This is a genomic window from Streptomyces sp. NPDC058231 (assembly GCF_042882275.1).
In the GTDB taxonomy this organism is placed as follows: domain Bacteria; phylum Actinomycetota; class Actinomycetes; order Streptomycetales; family Streptomycetaceae; genus Streptomyces.
In genome coordinates this window covers 55,234-73,076 of sequence record NZ_JBHVWN010000042.1, presented here as the reverse complement: position 1 = coordinate 73,076, position 17,843 = coordinate 55,234, and the positions used below count along the sequence as shown (strand labels likewise).

Sequence of the window (17,843 nt, the reverse complement as noted above, 5' to 3'; positions counted from 1 at the left end):
GCACACCGAGTGTGTGTCACGGCCCGCGGCTCTGTCGTGCGCGGGCACCGGCCGGCCGGTGCCGTACGCCGTCAGGGGGTCAGCGGCGGACGCGGGTTCTCGTTCCGGCTCGGACCCTGCTGCGGGTCCGTCTCGCGGATCACCTCGCCCTGGACGACCTTGCCGTCCGGCCGGTGCATCCGCGCCTGTTGGAACGCGTCGGAGAAGCTGCCCGGTACGGCGGAACGCATCCGGCGATCCAGGGAGCGCTGCGTGTACCGGCCGAGCACCGCGCGCACCGGCGGCACGAGCAGCAGGAGCCCCGCCACGTCCGAGATCATCCCGGGGATGATGAGCAGCAGTCCGGCCAACATCAGGAAGCCGTTGCCCTTGTTGCCGCCCGCCGGGGCGGCGGGCGCCGCGGTGGCCCCGGGCTGCCCCGGCATCTGCTGAAGCGTCTCGGTGAGGTTACGGAAGGCGCGACGGCCTGCCGCCTTCGTCACCACGGCCCCGAGCACGATGCCGCCGAGCAGGAGCAGCAGCACGGTGAAACCGCCCGCCACGTCCGCCACCAGGGTCAGCAGCCAGATCTCCAGCACTGCCCAGGCGGCGACGGCGAGGGGTACGAAGGTGCGGGCGCGTGAGCGCTTCGGGGCGGTCGGGGGCGGTGTGCCGGTCGTCATGGTCCCCAGTGTGCCTGGACGCGCGTCCAGGTGGGATAAACGGGTGATCAGGACGGCTTGCGGCCCAGGACCCGGTTGGTGCGAGCGGCGACGCCCCAGGCCGTGACCCGCCACAGCGCCTCGACGAGGATGTCGCGGCTCATCTTCGAGTCGCCGACCTCGCGATCCACGAAGGTGATCGGGACCTCGACCACGTGGTAGCCGGCGTCGATGGTGCGGCGGGCCAGATCGACCTGGAAGCAGTACCCCTGGGAGGCGACCTCGTCGAGGCCGATCCCCTTCAGGGTCTCCGCGCGAAAGGCGCGGTAGCCGCCGGTGACGTCACGGGTCCGTACCCCGAGCAGCAGCCGGGAGTAGGTGGAGCCGCCGCGGGAGATCATCTCCCGGGACTTGGGCCAGTTGACCACGCGACCGCCCGGCACCCAGCGGGAGCCGAGCACCAGGTCGGCCCCCTTGAGGGCGGTGAGCAGCCGGGGCAGTTCCTCGGGCTGGTGGGAGCCGTCGGCGTCCATCTCCACGAGGACGCCGTAGCCGTGGTCGATGCCCCAGCGGAAGCCCGCGAGATAGGCGGCGCCGAGGCCTTCCTTGCCCTTTCGGTGCAGTACCTGGACCTGGCTGTCGGCGGCGGCGAGTTCGTCGGCGACCTTGCCCGTGCCGTCGGGGCTGTTGTCGTCGGCGACCAGGATGTCCACGTCCGGAACCGCGGCGCGCACCCGGGTGACGATCGGCTTGATGTTCTCGGCCTCGTTGTAGGTCGGGATGATCACCAAGGCTCTGCCGAGCGGGCCGTATCGCCTCTGACCGCCGCCGTCGTTCACTTACTGCCCCTCACGTCCGTACGCAGGTGCACACCATATCGACCGCGTCGGGGCGCAGGACCGACGCGGTCCGCGGTGTCGGGCCCGCCCGGCGGGACAGATGGAGGGAAGTACGGACGAAACTGCGGATCGGGGCCCGGCGTCCTTCGGGCCGACCTGGGACCCGCTGGCTGCGGGTCGACCGAAAGCCGTTGTCTACTGAACGTCCGGGCCCCACCCGGGTCACACCTGCCGTCCGGCTGAACCCTTCCCTCGCCCCCGAGGCGCGGGCGCTGAACCTGGCTGTCAGTGGTGGTGCGCCGGTGCGGCACACCACCTCATGACCCAGCGGCGTTCGACGACTGCGTGGAGGTTTAACCGGTCGGACGTCCTGTGGTGGACTCGGCCGAACCTACCGGCCGGTGGGCGCGTTCTGTCAATACCCCTCTGACCTGCGATGTTGATCCAACTTGCCTGGTCAGTAGCGAGGACCCGCAGGTCGCAGGGAAGCACGGGCACCTTCGATCGGCGGTACGAAATGTCCGCACGTCACTCGTTCGGCCGCACGTAGACAGTTTGTCCGAAGACCACGGTCCGCAGGCAGACCGGGAGCGCGGCACCCGGGGTGAGGTCCGGCAGGCCGGGCGTTCCGGACCGCGGGTCGGTCGACCAGCGGGCCACCCGGTCGTCCGGGGCCTGGACCACGAGCTCCTCGGTGCGCCAGACCGCGTAGTCGGCGGGCGCGCCGGGGACGAGGGTCCCCGCGTCGTCCCGGCCGACCGCCCGCCAGCCGCCCCTGGTGTGGGCGGTGAAGCCGGCCCGTACGGAGATCCGGTGCTCCGGAGTCCGGTGGAACGCGGCGGCCCGCACGGTCCCCCACGGATCCAGCGGGGTCACCGGGCTGTCCGAGCCGAAGGCGAGAGGCACTCCGGCCCGCAGGAGGGCCGCGTACGGGTTGAGGGTGCGGGCCCGCTCGGCGCCGAGCCGCTGGGCGTACATGCCGGTCTCGCCACCCCAGGCCGCGTCGAAGGCCGGCTGGACGGAGGCGGTCAGTCCGAGCTCCGCGAAGGCGGCGATGGTCTCGGGGGTGAGCATCTCGGCGTGCTCGACGCGGTGCCGGGCGGCCCGGATCCGGGCCAGGCCGAGGGTTTCGGACGCGGCCCGGACACCGGCCACGACGGCGGAGACCGCGGCGTCCCCGATGGCATGGAAACCGGCCTGCAGACCGGCCTCGGTGCAGGCGGTGACGTGGGCGGCGATCTCCGCCGCGTCCAGGTGGCCGGTACCGGTGCGGCCGGCCGGGCCGTCGGCGTACGGCTCATGGAGGCACGCGGTGTGCGAGCCGAGCGAGCCGTCGACGAACAGGTCGCCGGCCGCGCCGATCGCACCCAGCTCCCGGATCCTCCGGGCGTCCTTCTCGTCACCGACGCGCTCGGCCCAGTAGCCGAAGACCCGCGGTCCCGGCCGCCCGGCGGCGAGCCCGAGCAGCGCGGTGAAGTCGTCCTCGTCGGAGATGTCGGGGCCGGCGCACTCGTGGACGGTGCCGATGCCGAGCGAGGCGGCGTGGTCGAGGGCGGCGCGCTGGGCATCGGCGCGCTGCCGCGGCGAGACGGCGCCGTGCGCGGCGGCTCGCACCGCATGGTGGGCGGCGCCGGTCAGCGGGGCATCGGGGTGGTAGCCGGCCAGCGCGGTGACACCGGGGACCAGATCGAGAAGGGCCGTGGTCACGACGGCGGAGTGCACATCGATCCGGGGCAGGTAGAGCGGCCGCCCGCCGGCCGCCGCGTCGAGTTCGCCACGCGAGGGGGGCCGCTGCTCCGGCCAGCGCGAGGCGTCCCAGCCGTGGCCGAGGACGACCCGCTCGGCGGGGCGCGCCGCGGTGTGCGCGCGCACGAGATCGAGGGCCTCGGCGAGGGTGCGGGCGCCCGAGAGGTCCAGACCGGTGAGCGCCAGACCGGTCGACGTGGTGTGGACGTGGGCGTCGGTGAATGCCGGGGTGACCAGCGCCCCTTCGAGGTCGATCACTTCGTCGACGCCGCTCGCGAAGGCGTCTGCGGCCCCCTCCGAGCCGACCCAGGCGACGTGGCCGCGTTCGACGACCATGGCGGTGGCGAAGGGGTCGGCGGGGCTGTGGACGTCTCCACCGCGCAGCAGCACGGTGCGGTGTTCATTCCGGGGGGCGGTGCTTTCGGTCATGGCACCAGTCTCCCGCCTGTGCGGAGGAGCACCGTCCGCGACCCCCTCAGATCTGCGGAGGGCGCGCCTCGTAAGGCGTCGAGAGGACGACGGTGGTGCGGGTGGAGACGCCGGCCAGCGAGCGGATCCGGGTGAGCAGGTGCTCCAGCTCCAGCGGAGTCGCGACGCGCACCTTGAGGATGTAGTTCTCGTCACCCGCGACGCTGTGGCACGCCTCCAGTTCCGGCACCCCCGCGAGCCGCTCGGCGATGTCGTCCGGCGCGCTCGGGTCGAACGGTTTCACCGAGATGAACGCGGTGAGGGGCAGGCCGACGGCCTCGGGGTCGACGACCGCGGCGTAGCCGCGGATGACCCCGCGCTGCTCCAGTCGGCGGACACGCTGATGAACGGCCGATGTGGACAGGCCCGTGGCCTTGCCCAGGTCGGTGTAGCTCATCCGCCCGTCCTTGACGAGCAACTCCACAATCTGACGGTCCAGCTCCTCCATACCGATCAACCTATGGCCCCAGGTCCCTCCAGGCACAGTCGCAGAGCCCCCGAACAGGGCACCTGCACCGGGCATGTGACGAATGCCACAGGTTTACGGGTGGGTAGCCGACGGCGTCGCGGTTACGGCCGATCCGCGACGGGAAGTGCTTGCTGTGGTCGAGGCCGTGGCGCCTTGTCGGCCCACCCGAGGGGGAGATTCTCCATGCAGAGCCTGAAGCTCACCGGACGTACCGAACCGGAGCCCGTCGAACCCGTCGAGGACTCCGCTCCCGACGCGTACGACACTTTTGAGATGTTCCGGGTGATCTGCCCGGACTGTGCGCAGCCGATCGCGCTGCTGGCCGACGAGGACGTGCTGCCGGAGCACGCGCTGTGCCCGACTCCGTGGAACCCGTTCGTCCTGACGGTCTGCGCCGGCACCGGTCGCGAGGCCGCGCAGGCGCGTCCCGCCGACGAGTCGCTCGAACTCCAGGAGCAGGAGACGGGGCTGCTGCTGACGCTCCCTCAGGGACTCGACTGGAGGATGCAGCCGTTCTCGCACGCCGGCGGCGCCGGCTCGCGCCCGTTGCGGGTTCCGCCGATGCGCCGCAACGCCGCCTGACGCGGCCCTCCTCGCGCCGGAGAGACCTCCGGCAGGCATGACACACCTGCGCTGCACCACGACGGCCGAACCGGCGTGGTGCGGGCGGATCGAGCCACGCCCGGGACGGCAGGGGGAACCTGGCGAACGGGCTCTCGAATCCCTCCGGCAGTGACCCGGCCCCGCCCCGCGGCGTTGGCCTGGCATGACCCTGCTGCATTCAACGGCCGGCCTCGGTCGCCGCCGTCTCGCCGCACCGAGCCCCGAAAAATCGGTTCCGCAGCCCGGCGCGCAGCTGGTGCCGCAGGCCGTCACGCCCCAGGCTGCGCCGCGCGCGGTGCCCCCCGGGGCGGATCCGCCCATCTACCGGGCCATGCTGAGCCACTGGGAATCGGCCGGGAGGACGGTGCCGGGCCGCCATGACCAGGAGTGGAACCGGATCATGACGGCGCCGGTGTGGTCGGACCGGCCGCTGCTCCTCAGTGCGTCTCGGGACCCGCGAGGTGGCGCGCAATGACCATGCGCTGGATCTGATTGGTGCCTTCGACGATCTGCAGCACCTTGGCCTCGCGCATCAGCCGCTCGACGGGGAAGTCGAGGGTGTAGCCGTAACCGCCGAGCACCTGTACGGCGTCGACGGTGACGCGCATGGCCGCGTCGGTGCAGAACAGCTTGGCCATGGCGGCCTGCCGGGAGAACGGCCTGCCCGCGTCACGCAGTCTGGCCGCCTCCAGATAGAGCGCCCGGCCCGCCTCGATCTGGGTGGCCATGTCGGCCAGCATGAACCGCAGCCCCTGGAAGTCCGCGATGGGGCGGCCGAACTGCTCTCGCCCGGTGGCGTATCCGACGGCCTCGTCCAGGGCGGCCTGCGCGACACCGATGGCACAGGCCGCGATACCGAGGCGCCCCGAGTCGAGGGCCGACAACGCGATCGCGAAGCCCTGCCCCTCCTCTCCGATCCGTCGCGCGTCGGGCACCCGTACGCCGTCGAAGTGCAGTTGAGCGGTGGGCGAGCCCTTCATGCCCATCTTCTTCTCGGGGAGGGCCGCGTGCAGCCCCTCGGCGTCGCCGGGGACCAGGAAGGCCGTGATGCCGCGGGCGCCGTCGCCACCGGTTCTCGCCAGGACCGTGTAGAAGTCGGCGATGCCGCCGTGCGTGATCCACGCCTTGGTGCCGTCGATGACCCAGTCGTCGCCGTCCCGCACGGCCTTCGTACGCAGCGATGCGGCATCGGAGCCCGAGGCGGGCTCGGAGAGGCAGTAGGCACCCAGCAGGCCGCCTCCCAGCATCGCCGGCAGGTGTTCCGCCTGCTGCTCCTTGGTGCCGTATCCGGCGAGGGCATGGCAGGCGAGGGAGTGCACACTGACGCCGAGACCGACGGTGAGCCGGCCGGCCGCGAGTTCTTCGAGAACCTGGAGATAGACCTCGTAGGGCTGGTCTCCGCCGCCGTGGGCGGAGTCGTACGGCAGACCGAGCAGACCGGACTCGGAGAGCAGCGTGAAGATCTCACGCGGGAACCGGCCCGCGTCCTCCTCCTCCGCCGCGTTCGGCGCGATCTCCCGCTGGACGATGTCGCGGACGAGCGCGACGAGCTGCCTGGCTTCCTCGGTGGGCAGACGACGCTCCACCAACTGCGGGGCACGGTCGGACATGACGGCGCTCTCCTCCCTGTCGGGCGTTGCGGCGGTCGCGCGCGCGGGGTGTGAGCGGCGACGCCGGGGAATTCCGGGGCGGGGCCCGGACAAGCACTACTGCCCAGCCGATGCTGCCCTCCCGGATTGCGGGAGCGGCCGGCCTGCGGCTGTGGCGGGTTGAGTATGCCCGATCGGACGGTATCCGTCACGGGGTGTGAGAACGGGCGGTCGGAGGCCGCGTGCGGGGCCCCGCCCATCGGATTGGTCCGAACCATTGACCCAACTGGTCTAGTCCATCTACGGTTTCAGCGCACCGACCTTTCCGCGTTCATGCCAAGTTGGCGGCGAGGTCATCCGTACGTCCCCCCACTCGCAAGCCCCCTCCCCCACGAGGAGCCACGATGTTCGGACTTCACCGCGCCCGGTTCCGGGCGCTCGCCGCAACCGTCTGTACCGCCGCCCTCGGCGCCGCCCTTCTCGGCGCAGCGAGCAGCGCGACAGCCGGCGCGGCCCCCGTCACCACGCAGGCCGCCCCCACAGCGGCCGGCGACAAGGTGGTCGGGTACTTCACCGACTGGGGTGTCTACCAGCGCAATTACCACGTCAAGAACATCGAGACGTCCGGCTCGGCCGACAAGCTGACGCACATCAACTACGCCTTCGGCAACGTCACCGGCGGCAAGTGCGCGGTCGGGGACAGCTATGCGGACTACGAGAAGGCCTACACGGCCGATCAGTCGGTGGACGGCGTGGCGGACACCTGGGACCAGGAACTGCGCGGCAGTTTCAACCAGCTGCGCAAACTGAAGAAGCTGCACCCGAACCTGAAGGTCATCTGGTCGTTCGGCGGCTGGACCTGGTCCGGCGGCTTCGGCGAGGCGGCGAAGAACCCGGCCGCGTTCGCCGAGTCCTGCTACAACCTGGTCGAGGACCCCCGCTGGGCCGATGTCTTCGACGGCATCGACATCGACTGGGAGTATCCCAACACCTGCGGACTGAGCTGCGACACCAGCGGCCGTGACGGGTACGGCAACGTACTGGCGGCGCTGCGGGCCAAGTTCGGCACGGACAACCTGGTCACCTCCGCGATCTCGGCCGACGGTTCCGACGGTGGCAAGCTCGAAGCGGTCGACTACGGGGGCGCCGCGAAGTACGTCGACTGGTACAACCCGATGACGTACGACTTCTTCGGTGCCTGGGACGCGCAGGGCCCGACGGCCCCGCACTCCCCGCTGACCTCCTACACCGGCATTCCGAAGGAGGGCTTCAACAGCGACGCCGCCGTCACCAAGCTGAAGGCGCTGGGCGTCCCCGCCTCGAAGCTGCTGCTCGGCATCGGCTTCTACGGGCGGGGCTGGACCGGTGTGACCCAGGACGCGCCGGGCGGCACGGCGACCGGCCCTGCCGCCGGCACGTACGAGCCGGGCATCGAGGACTACAAGGTCCTCAAGAACAGTTGCCCGGCCACCGGAACCGTCGCGGGCACGGCCTACGCGCACTGCGGCACCGACTGGTGGAGCTACGACACCCCCGCCACCATCGCCACGAAGATGGCCTACAAGAACCAGCAGGGCCTGGGCGGCACCTTCCTCTGGGAGCTCAGCGGTGACACCGGCAACGGTGAACTGATCAAGGCCGTCGACTAGGCCCTGGGAGCAGCGACACCCTCCGGGGCGGGCGGCCGCAGCGGCCGCCCGTTCCGTCGCTCCCGAGGCGCATCACACCACGGCTCGGACGAAGGCGGCCTGCCGGTCCTGACGCGCCGGGTACGGGGTGCTCACATCAGGCCGGCCTGGGTGACGAACATGGCGACCACGACGACGAGCGTCCAGCCCAGGAGGTTCTCCAGCAGCTTGGACCGGTCCTCGGGACCTCCGGTCCGGGCGCGGCGGCGGGCGGTGGTGGTGGTGGTTGCGGCGGCAGTCGCGGTCATGGCATCTCGCTCGGTCGGCTGGCAGTGAACGTCCCCCGTGACCCGACCACTGTGCCAGCGGAACGGGGCCCCGGGGTAGAGACGTCGGTCACTGCCCCGGAGGCGCCGGGCCGCGTCGGCGGACCGCGACAGCGTCCGGAGCCCGCTTCCGGACGGGCGCTCGGGTGCGCCGGGAAGACGGGCAGCGGACGCCGCCTGTGCCGGAGACCACACCGCCGGACACATCGCGGCGCTCGGTGCGGACCCGGCCGGGGAAACCGGCGCGCAGCCACCGACCGCACGCGGACCGCCGGACTCCCCCGTACGCTTCCGCACCTGGAAAAGTGCCTCCGACCGGGGCGCGAACAAGGTCACAGCAATCCTTGTTCTCGCTGGTCAGAGGCACTTTCCATGGTACTGATCACCTGCCGGACCAGCGCTCACGTAGGCGCGAGTCCAGTGACACGAGCGAACCGCACTCCGGGTCTACTTGCCGGTGACCGTGGTCGGTGTGCCCGTCGTCGGTGCTCCGGTGGTCGGCGTACCCGTCGTCGGGGTGCCCGTGGTCGGCGTGCCCGTCGTCGGTGTACCGGTGGTCGGTGTACCGGTGGTCGGTGTGCCCGTCGTCGGCGTACCCGTCGTCGGCGTACCCGTCGTCGGCGTACCCGTCGTCGGCGTACCCGTCGTCGGCGTACCGGTGGTCGGAGTACCGGTGGTCGGTGTACCGGTGGTCGGTGTGCCCGTCGTGGGGGTGCCCGTGGTCGGCGTGCCCGTCGTCGGAGTACCCGTCGTCGGTGTACCGGTGGTCGGCGTACCCGTCGTGGGGGTGCCCGTCGTGGGGGTGCCCGTCGTGGGGGTGCCCGTGGTCGGTGTACCGGTGGTCGGTGTGCCCGTCGTCGGCGTACCGGTGGTCGGCGTACCGGTGGTCGGTGTGCCCGTCGTCGGCGTACCGGTGGTCGGCGTGCCCGTGGTCGGGGTGCCCGTCGTCGGTGTACCCGTCGTCGGTGTACCCGTCGTCGGAGTACCCGTCGTCGGAGTACCCGTCGTCGGGGTGCCCGTCGTCGGGGTGCCCGTCGTCGGGGTGCCCGAAGCGTTAATGGTCGAGCCCGGCGAATTGTTTATCTGGTTCAAGATGTTGTTGGTTGTCACATTGGTGACCTGATTGATCACCGTCTGGGACAGTCCGAGGCTTCTCGCCATGGATTGCGACGCTGCGACAGCCTGCGCCTTCACCACCGCCGGGGTGGCCCCTCTGCTTATCGCGGCTTGCGCTGCACTCGTTCCGGCAGCTATAGCAGCGGCTGTCCCACTTGCCGCAGCTGTCGCAGATGTCGTTCCTGTCGCCCCGGTGCAGGTCACGGGACCTACGGAGAACGGGCCTACGCCCATAACGGTGGTCGGTCCGATGCGGCCGTCAGAGGCAGCGCGGACAGTCATCGCTCCAGGCTTGAGGGTGAACATCCCGTTGGGAGCGAAATTCTCACCCGTCAGACTGCTTCCTACCACCCGACACGTCCGGTCCGGGACAGCCGAAGCCGGTGCGACAGCGGTCGCAACCATTCCTCCGGCCAGCGCAACCGTCGCGGCGACACTCAGTGCGAACTTGCCTCTCATGGAATTCTCCTTTTCAGCATTACGCTCGGCGATCCTGAGTGGTCCGGAGCCGAACCTCAGGGCAGGCACTCGGCGCACCGGGGCATCAGCGGCTCCATGGACGACATGGCTCAAGAATCGGCCTTCCGCTTCAGGTGCTCAAGAGGTAGATCGACCGACGCCGTGTGGGCAGAAATACCCACCGTCCGAACTGCTCGCCACCTCCTACTGTGGTGTTGAGTCCACTTCCGGCCTTCGGGATGATGCATATGAGGAAGATTGTGCGGAGCATCGGTGTCGCCATCGCAGCCTCCTCCTGCTTGACCTTTGGCGCATGGGGCGGCGCCTCAGCGTCAGCAAGTGAATCCGGGAATGGACCCGGTACCGCACCGACGATTTCTCGGACCGCGTCCGCGGAATCGACCATCGAGTGCTACAGGACCATCCATGACCTTGATAATTCCGTGTGCTACCGGGTTTCGAAGAGGCTTCTGCGCAAGGGCGACCAGGTCACGTTCGTGCCCTTCCTCATTCAAGTGCCCACGCCTTCGCAACCCCCGCCCGCGACCATCGTCAACACCCTCCCGGGGCCTCAGGGCTCCGCATGAGCGCCTGACACCAGTTCGTGATCAACCGATTCACGCCGGTGGAGAACAACACGACGGTGCAGAACGGTCTCCGGCCCGCGGTGCTCCACCGGCCGCCTCGTCCCCGGTGAAGGCGACCGGACACCGACGTAGGCTGGATTGTCATGGACTATCTGAAACTCGGCACGACCGGTCTGGACGTCTCCCGCATCTGCCTGGGTTGTATGAGCTACGGCGTCGCCGACCGCGGTGCCCACAGCTGGACGTTGGACGAGGAGGCCAGCCGGCCCTTCGTACGGCAGGCCGTCGAGGCCGGGATCAACTTCTTCGACACCGCGAACGTCTACTCCGACGGCACCAGCGAGGAGATCGTCGGCCGGGCGCTTGCCGACTTCGCCCGCCGCGACGAGATCGTGCTGGCCACCAAGGTGCACGGCCGGATGCGGCCGGGGGCCAACGGTGGCGGGCTGTCCCGCAAGGCGATCATGACCGAGATCGACCACAGCCTGCGTCGGCTGGGCACCGACTACGTCGATCTTTACCAGATCCACCGCTGGGACCGGGAGACGCCGATCGAGGAGACCATGGAGGCCCTGCACGACGTGGTGAAGGCGGGCAAGGCCCGCTACATCGGCGCGAGTTCGATGTACGCATGGCAGTTCTCCAAGGCGCAGTACGTCGCCGAGCGGCACGGCTGGACCCGTTTCGTCAGCATGCAGAACCACTACAACCTGCTCCACCGCGAGGAGGAGCGGGAGATGCTGCCGCTCTGCGCCGACCAGGGTGTCGGGGTCATCCCGTGGAGCCCGCTGGCCCGCGGCCGGCTCACCCGGGCCTGGGACACCACCAGCGCGCGCAGCGAGACCGACGAGTTCGGCAAGACCCTCTACCAGGACACCGACCGGCACATCGTGGACGCCGTCGCGGCGATCGCGGACGAGCGCGGTGTCACCCGCGCCCAGGTCGCGCTGGCCTGGCTGCTGCGGCAGCCGGGAGTGACCGCGCCGATCGTCGGTGCGACCAAGCCGCAGCACCTGGACGACGCCGTCGCGTCGGTCGGCCTGCGGCTGGGCGACGACGAGTGCAAGCGCCTCGAGGAGCACTACAGCCCGCGCGGCATCGTCGGCTTCGCGTAAGCCCGCGCGGCCCGACGCACAGGAGCGGCCCGGCCGTTCGGCCGGACCGCTCCTTCCCACGCCGCTGCTTAAGCCACCGTCACCTGCACGGTGGCCGGTTCCGCCGGGGTGCCGGTCGGGTCGGCCGCGGTGGCTTTGAACGTGTGCGCCCCTGCGGCGAGTTCGCCGGACCCGGTACAGGTCCAGCTGCCGCTGTCGGACACGGCGGCCTTGCACAGCGCCGTGCCGTCGGACGTCACGGTGACCGTCGCGCCGGGCTCCGCGGAGCCCGAGACGGCCGGGGTGGCACCGACGGTGTCGCCCGCCGCGGGCGAGGCGACCGTCACCGGCGGCGCGAAGTCGGTGACGTTCGGGACACCGTCACCGCTGATCTTCACCGCCACGCTGTGCACCGTCAGTTGGCCACTGCCGTTGCGCAGCCGGAAGTCGGCCGCCGAGTGCTGCTGGCCGCCGAAGTAGGCGTCGGTGGCCGTCACGGTCGCGGTCTTCCAGGTGTTGCTGCCGGTCAGCGCGATTCCCGCGGTGGACTTGTACGGGTCGGAGCCACCGTTGTCGTACTGCACCGAGAAGGAACCGGTGCCCTGGTCGTAGTAGGAGAGGGTGAAGGTGGCCGTGTAGTAGCCGGCGTGCGCGATCGAGTCGTCGACGTCGAAGTAGATGTTGCCCTGGGTACTGGTACGCGCGGACAGGCCGTCGACCACCGAGGCGGTCGTCGGGCCGTCGAAGCCGCCCGAGGGCCGCTCGTCCTCGCTCATCCCGTACGCGTGGTCGGTGGCGCCGACGACCGAGCCGACCACGGCGGTGCCGGGCGGCAGGTCGGAGGCGTCGAAAGCGACCCCGGCCGAGGCGTCGCTGACCATGCCGCCCGGGTCGGTGACCGTCGCGGTGGCGGTCTGCCGCCCCGGGGTGAAGCCGCCGTCGGGAGCGCAGCTCCAGGCGCCGCTGTCGTCCGCGGTGGCGGTGCACAGCACCCCTGACACCTCGCGTACGGTCACCCTGCCGTCGGGGATCGCCGTACCGGACACCGCCGAGCTCAGCTTGACGGTGGCGCCGCCGCGCGGGGTGGTGATCGCCGGAGCCGGCGGGAAGGCGTGCCGGTCGGGCACCCGGGCGCCGGTGACCGTCATGCCCACGCTGTGCACGGTGAAGGGGCCGGCCGCCGAGTGCAGCCGCAGGTCGCCGCCCGCGCTCTGCAGCCCGCCGAACCAGGCACCGCTGAGGGTGACGTCTGCGGTCTTCCAGGTGTCGGTACCCTTCAGCGCGATGGTGCCGGCCTCGTGGTAGCGGTCCTTGGCCCCGGCGTCGTACTGCACGGACAGCGAACCGGTGCCGGAGTCGTAGTACGACACCGTGACCTTGGCGTCGTAGGACCCCGTCGCGGCCACGTCGTCGGCGACGTCGAAGGACAGATCGCCTTCTGTGGTGCGGGCGGCGAGCCCGCCCACGTCGTCCGCTGTGGTGGGAGAGCCGGCGTCCTCGATCTGGCTGAGGCCGTAGTCCCGGTTGGTGCCGCCCAGTACGGTGCCGACGGTGGCGCTGCCGGACCGGGTGGCCGCGTCCAGGCCGAGCTGTACGCCGCCCAGGTGCCGGGCCGCGGTCGGCGCGCTACCGGTGACCCGCGCGAACGGCAGGGCGGTGGTGGGCGCGGCGACCTGCTGCACCAGATAGGACTTGCCGGACTTCACGGGGACGTTCAGCAGGTCCGCGGTGCTCGCGTGGACGACGAGATGGCCGTTCCTGCCGTCCACGACCTCGGTGGGCTGACCGGGCCACGGGTTCTTCACCCGCAGGGTGCCGGAGGTGCCGGCCTCGATCGCGGCGGTGACCAGCTTGCCACCCTGCACCTGCACGTCCACCTTGCTGCTGCCCTGGATGTAGACGCTGCCCGCGCCGTCCCACTCGGCCGGCCAGGCCGGTGCGAAGCGGACGATGCCGTCGTAGTCCTGGGCCAGCGCCTCGCCGACCGCGGTCGCGACACCGGACTCCTGCTCGATGTAGGGCTGGAAGCCGACCGAGTTACCGAGGTCGGCGAATCCGTTGGGGTAGACCTGGTGCCCTTCGGTCAGCGAGATCAGGTTGCTGCGCACCTCCGCGGGGTTCTGCAGCCGGGCCGCGTCGATGGCGTCCATCGACCAGTCGTTGCCGCCCTTGTTGGGCCGGTGCGCGAAGCTGCGCTGCTCGAGCGAGAACAGGTCGTCGTCCTGGTCACTGACGGTGTTCCAGGGCCACAGCGGCTCCAGTTCGATGTTCTCGCCGTTCCTGCGCTCGGCCGCCGGCTCGTACGAGATCGCGATCATGTCCGTGCCGGTGGCGTCCGCGGCGGCGGTTTCGGCCGCGGTGTAACCGGGGTTGAGCAGCTTGCCGCGGGTGGCCTGGTCGGTGCGCGGGTAGGGCGGGATCTGCGTCTGCGCGGTGGCGACGCGGGCCACCAGGGCCTTGTCGGCGCCGCGGTCGGTGCCGAGCACACGCGCGATCTTGCCGATCAGTGGGAAGACCGCCTGGTCGAGCGCGATGTCGGTGGTCGGGTCCTTGACCGCCCACTGGGTCTCGTGGGCGTTGGCCTTGGCGTGCAGCAAACCGTCGGCGCCCACGGTCTGGTAGGCCAGCTGGAATTCGGTGACCGACTTGATGAACGGCCAGTACCGCTTCAGCGCGGCCTTGTCGCCGGTGCCCTGGTACTGCTCCCACATGTAGAGGGCGACCTCAGGACCCGAGGAGATGTCCAGGGCGTTCCAGTTGGGGCTGCCCGGCTCGCTGCACGAGCCGTTCTCGCCGACGCCGGGGGAGATGCCGTTGCCGTTGAAGCGCATCGTCTCCGGCAGACAGGCGCCAGGACGGCCGCCCATCTGCTGCTTGGTCCACGCCTCGATGGCGGGCAGGTCGTCGGCGTACATGTCGAAGATCGGGGTGTTGAGCTGGTAGTTGCCCGAGCTCATGTTCGCTGCGATCTGGGTCCGCAGATTCCACAGCCAGTATGCGGACGGCGTCCAGGTCTGGGTGTCCTTGTTCCAGGCGAACATGTCGGCCTCGCCGGCCTGGCTGCCCGGGTAGATCCCCTTCTTCATGGACGCCGCCTCTTCGTAGAGGTACAGCGTGCGCAGGTTCTCGATGTATTCGGCGCTGCCGTCCGCCGAATCCATCGCGATCAGGCCCGAATGCGCCCAGAAGCGGTCCCACCAGCGGTCCTGTGCGGACGTCAGGGTCCGTACGGGCGCGGTCGCGTCATGGCCGATCACCTTGGCGGCGGTCTTGGCGGCGTCGCCGCCTGTCCAGCCCGGCGAGGCGACGACGACCCGGAAGGTGCCGTCGGCGTGCGGGGTGAAGCTGACCTTGACCTGCGTCGGGCTGCTGACGGCGGTGCTCACCCGGCGGCCGCCCGCGGTGATGGCGGCGAGCGAGCCGAAGGTCTTTCCACTGCCGATCGGCGGGCTGCCGTCGGCCCAGGTCTCGGCCAGGGTGCCGACGGTGCCGGACACGGCGGCGGTGGGTTTCCGCGGCGACCACAGGTTGATGGTGGCGGTCTGCGCCACGCCCGGGTCCGCGCCGGAGACGTCGACGATCAGCTCGTCCTTCTCCGCCGCGACCCAGGCCTTCATCGACATGCCGCCGCCGGACTCACGCAGCACGCCGTCGGTCAGGTCCAGCTGTCCGCGGAAGTCGGCTGCGTGCGAAATGACGGACAGGCCGGGGATGTTGAGCCGGCCGGGCGACTTGCGGTCCGGCATAGTGTCGGAGCGGTTGAGCTGTGCGGTGAAGCCGCCCGCTGCCCAGGCCGCCACGCCGAGCGATCCGTTGCCCAGCGGCATGGACGCGGTCGGGTCGGAGTTCGGCGAACCGAGCACGATGTCGGAACGGCTGACGACACCTGCCGGGTCGAGAGCGAAGTCTCCGTGCTGCCAGGCGGTGGTCGGCCCCGCGGCCGCGGCGGCGGTGCCGCCACCGACCACGGCGGCACCTGCGAGGACGGTGACCACCGCCGAGCAGAGCGCGACGGCCCGTCTGTACGGAACCCGCCGGCGACGGCGGGGGAATTTCTGCACGATGCCCTCCAGGGCGATACGGCTCTCAGCCAACGGTGTTGACTTAGTAGTCCGATGAATGTGCCTGAATCCGCGCATGACTCCCCTGCGGCGTGCAGAAATCAGACGCCGGACTCGCGTAACATCGGATGACTGTCGTTCTAGACCATCCATGGCGACGGCGTAAAGACCCCGGACGCACGAAAGTGCCGGCCCGAGGAATTCACCGAGCCGGCCCGGGCCTTCCTGGACACGGCATGAGCGCCCTCGCTTCGGTCCGCGCCTGCCGCCGGGCGCACCGGCCCGCGAGGTCGCCGACGGTGTGATCGAGGTGAGCAGGCGGTTCAGCGAGGCGGGTGGGGGCGCCGGGGCGGCTCGCGGGTGGTGCGGAACCACCGGATGTACCGGTCGACCATCGAGTCGACGATGTGGACGAAGGCCTCCTCGCAGGTGAACAGGCCATGTCTGCCCGTCATGCGACAGCCCTCCGGTCCTGACAGGTGGGCTCCGACAGGATCTCCACGACCTGCCCGTGCCGGTCCGGGCGCTCGTCCACGTCGAGGACGTCCGTCTGCCGGCGATCGGCTGCCGATCCTCGACACAAAAGGCGGCTTGCCGTATCCCGGTGCCCTGCGCAAGTCCTGGGACCTCGCCATCAGGCGCCTCGGGCTGCCCGAAAACGATCCGCACGACGGGCGAAACAAGTGGTCCACCGCGACCCTGAGGAACGGTGCGCCCGTCCACGAGGTATCTCGTCGGATCGGGCATCGCTCGATCAAGGTCACGGTGGACCGGTACGGCCACCTCGCACGGGACGGCCGGGAACGCTGTCGTCAGGCGGTCGAGGCGGCCGGGGCGCCGCACATGCTCACACCAGGCCGAGCGACCGCAGCGCGCGGCGCTGACTCGGTGTCGGCCGAGCAGGCCAGTAGAGGTAGCAGACACCGCCCGTACCGCTCTTGACCTTGCCGCTCGCGTCGTAACGCTTGGTCCGCAGCCAGACCGTCTCCCACTCGTGCCGCTTGTAGACGTGGCGGACGGCCTCGTCGTTCGGCGACGCGGGGTCGTTGGCGATCACGTCGCCGTCGGCGGTGAAGCCGATCACCGTCATCAGGTGACCGGATGTCCCGTAACCCGCACCGGTCAGCTCCTCCTTGAGGAAGGACTGCGACGTTATGGCCGGGATTCCGGCCCGGATCAGGGTCTCCAGGTCCGTCAGCGAGCTCAGCCGGGTCACCACCGCGCTCATGTCGTCGTAGGTGGCCGCGTAGGCGGCGTTGAAGGGCCAGTTGCCGCAGCCCTCGTACTGGTAGTCGTACGTGTACCGGGCCGCCTGGCAGACCTCCGGGTCCGCGAGGCCGGGCTCCACCCAGGCGAGGTCCTCGGCGGTGGGCTTGCGGCCCCAGTACTCGATGATCATCTGGGAGGAGGTGGGGCTGCACCACGCCTCGCCGCCGTTGTCGTACTGCGGGTACTGGCCCGCGTGCACGTTCTGCGAGAAGCGCGGCACCGGCAGCTCCCGGACGAGTCCGGGGGTGCTGGGCTCCACGGTGAAGCGGTCCGGGATGTCCGAGGCCATCGCGCCGAGCCGCCACACGGTGGGGGTGAGGCGGCTGCCCGGGGTGCGGTACAGGGTCAGCCGCAGCCGGTACGAGACCAGGCGCAGCCCGCTCGCCGCGTCGTCCACCGAGAAGGTGTCCGTCCAGATCGAGCTCTTGCCGTCGGTCTGGTCGTCGACGGAGGTGCGGCGGATGTCCTCGTCGCCCGCCGCCCAGCGGCCCATCACGTACCAGGGAGTGTCGGTGCCGTCCGAATAGCGCCCGGACAGTTCGATCTGGATCCAGGTGCCCGCCGGGGCGTGCGCGTTCCAGGAGGCGATCACCTCGGTGGCGGGGACCGACGAGCGGTGGAGCGGCGAGGTCCAGGTGGCGTACTCCCAGGCCGACGTCGCACCGGTGTGCGGGTCGGTGTAGTCGATACGCCCCTGCGGGTGGCTGATCACCAGACCGGGCCGGCGGCCCGCGACGGCGCGCGTCCCGGCGCCGGAACCGCTGCGCCAGTCGGTGTACGTGGTCCAGGAGTGGTTGTCCACCAGGGACGGCGCCGCCGGGGGCGAGTGGGGCGGCGCCGGAGAGGGAGCGGCCGCCGCGGGGCCGGCGGACGACACCGTGCCGGCAGCGGCGGCTGCCGCGAGCGCGGCGGTCAGCACTGTTCTGCGTGAGGTCGGTCTGTTCATGG

At 70.6% G+C, this 17,843-nt stretch carries 13 protein-coding genes and 1 pseudogene; 5 read left to right on the top strand and 9 right to left on the bottom strand.

Features of this window, described 5'->3' with window-relative positions:
• Positions 1-71: 71 nt before the first annotated feature.
• From fxsA to ACFVXE_RS25280, 4 genes are all read right to left on the bottom strand, one after another.
• Positions 72-662 (bottom strand): FxsA family membrane protein, encoded by a 591-nt coding sequence (gene fxsA / locus ACFVXE_RS25295; RefSeq protein WP_389674358.1) that lies wholly within the window; start codon positions 660-662, stop codon positions 72-74.
• 47 nt (positions 663-709) lie between these two features.
• Positions 710-1,480, bottom strand: a complete 771-nt coding sequence (locus tag ACFVXE_RS25290; RefSeq protein ID WP_389674356.1) for a polyprenol monophosphomannose synthase — start codon at positions 1,478-1,480, stop codon at positions 710-712.
• Positions 1,481-2,008: 528 nt separating this feature from the next.
• The gene (locus ACFVXE_RS25285) at positions 2,009-3,655 is read right to left on the bottom strand and encodes an amidohydrolase (protein ID WP_389674354.1); all 1,647 of its coding nucleotides are present in this window, start codon (positions 3,653-3,655) and stop codon (positions 2,009-2,011) included.
• A 46-nt stretch (positions 3,656-3,701) separates the two neighbouring features.
• Entirely contained in the window at positions 3,702-4,142 is a 441-nt protein-coding gene (locus ACFVXE_RS25280) for an Lrp/AsnC family transcriptional regulator (protein WP_024493538.1), read from the bottom strand.
• 204 nt (positions 4,143-4,346) lie between these two features.
• Here ACFVXE_RS25280 and ACFVXE_RS25275 point away from each other — a divergent pair, with 204 nt between their 5' ends.
• Positions 4,347-4,745: a hypothetical protein gene (locus tag ACFVXE_RS25275; protein WP_389674352.1), complete on the top strand. Its 399-nt coding sequence runs from the start codon at positions 4,347-4,349 to the stop codon at positions 4,743-4,745.
• A 458-nt stretch (positions 4,746-5,203) separates the two neighbouring features.
• Here the strand turns inward: ACFVXE_RS25275 and ACFVXE_RS25270 are convergent, their stop codons facing one another.
• A complete protein-coding gene (locus ACFVXE_RS25270) occupies positions 5,204-6,376 on the bottom strand; it encodes an acyl-CoA dehydrogenase family protein (RefSeq protein ID WP_389674351.1) in 1,173 nt (390 codons plus the stop codon).
• Between the two features lie 383 nt (positions 6,377-6,759).
• Between ACFVXE_RS25270 and ACFVXE_RS25265 the strand changes: the two genes are divergently transcribed.
• Positions 6,760-8,004, top strand: a complete 1,245-nt coding sequence (locus ACFVXE_RS25265) for a glycoside hydrolase family 18 protein (RefSeq protein ID WP_389674350.1) — start codon at positions 6,760-6,762, stop codon at positions 8,002-8,004.
• Between the two features lie 131 nt (positions 8,005-8,135).
• Here ACFVXE_RS25265 and ACFVXE_RS25260 read toward each other — a convergent pair whose 3' ends face one another.
• The gene (locus ACFVXE_RS25260; protein ID WP_389674348.1) at positions 8,136-8,291 is read right to left on the bottom strand and encodes an SCO1431 family membrane protein; all 156 of its coding nucleotides are present in this window, start codon (positions 8,289-8,291) and stop codon (positions 8,136-8,138) included.
• Between the two features lie 490 nt (positions 8,292-8,781).
• Between ACFVXE_RS25260 and ACFVXE_RS25255 the strand changes: the two genes are divergently transcribed.
• Both ACFVXE_RS25255 and ACFVXE_RS25250 read left to right on the top strand, forming a co-directional pair.
• On the top strand, positions 8,782-9,432 hold the full coding sequence (locus tag ACFVXE_RS25255; RefSeq protein WP_389674346.1) for a hypothetical protein: 651 nt from the start codon (positions 8,782-8,784) through the stop codon (positions 9,430-9,432).
• A 1,182-nt stretch (positions 9,433-10,614) separates the two neighbouring features.
• On the top strand, positions 10,615-11,586 hold the full coding sequence (locus tag ACFVXE_RS25250; RefSeq protein WP_389674345.1) for an aldo/keto reductase: 972 nt from the start codon (positions 10,615-10,617) through the stop codon (positions 11,584-11,586).
• Positions 11,587-11,654: 68 nt separating this feature from the next.
• Here the strand turns inward: ACFVXE_RS25250 and ACFVXE_RS25245 are convergent, their stop codons facing one another.
• Together ACFVXE_RS25245 and ACFVXE_RS25240 are read right to left on the bottom strand one after the other, a co-directional pair.
• On the bottom strand, positions 11,655-15,659 hold the full coding sequence (locus tag ACFVXE_RS25245) for an Ig-like domain-containing protein (protein ID WP_389674361.1): 4,005 nt from the start codon (positions 15,657-15,659) through the stop codon (positions 11,655-11,657).
• Between the two features lie 273 nt (positions 15,660-15,932).
• Positions 15,933-16,179: pseudogene (locus tag ACFVXE_RS25240) on the bottom strand (phosphoketolase); the annotation flags it as partial.
• A gap of 38 nt (positions 16,180-16,217) precedes the next feature.
• Here ACFVXE_RS25240 and ACFVXE_RS25235 point away from each other — a divergent pair.
• On the top strand, positions 16,218-16,568 hold the full coding sequence (locus tag ACFVXE_RS25235; protein WP_389674343.1) for a tyrosine-type recombinase/integrase: 351 nt from the start codon (positions 16,218-16,220) through the stop codon (positions 16,566-16,568).
• On the opposite strand, the gene ACFVXE_RS25230 is transcribed toward ACFVXE_RS25235, so the two are convergent.
• On the bottom strand, positions 16,474-17,841 hold the full coding sequence (locus tag ACFVXE_RS25230) for a peptidase C39 family protein (RefSeq protein WP_389674341.1): 1,368 nt from the start codon (positions 17,839-17,841) through the stop codon (positions 16,474-16,476). The two genes, ACFVXE_RS25235 and ACFVXE_RS25230, sit on opposite strands and share 95 nt — an antisense overlap.
• Between the last annotated feature and the right edge of the window lie 2 nt (positions 17,842-17,843).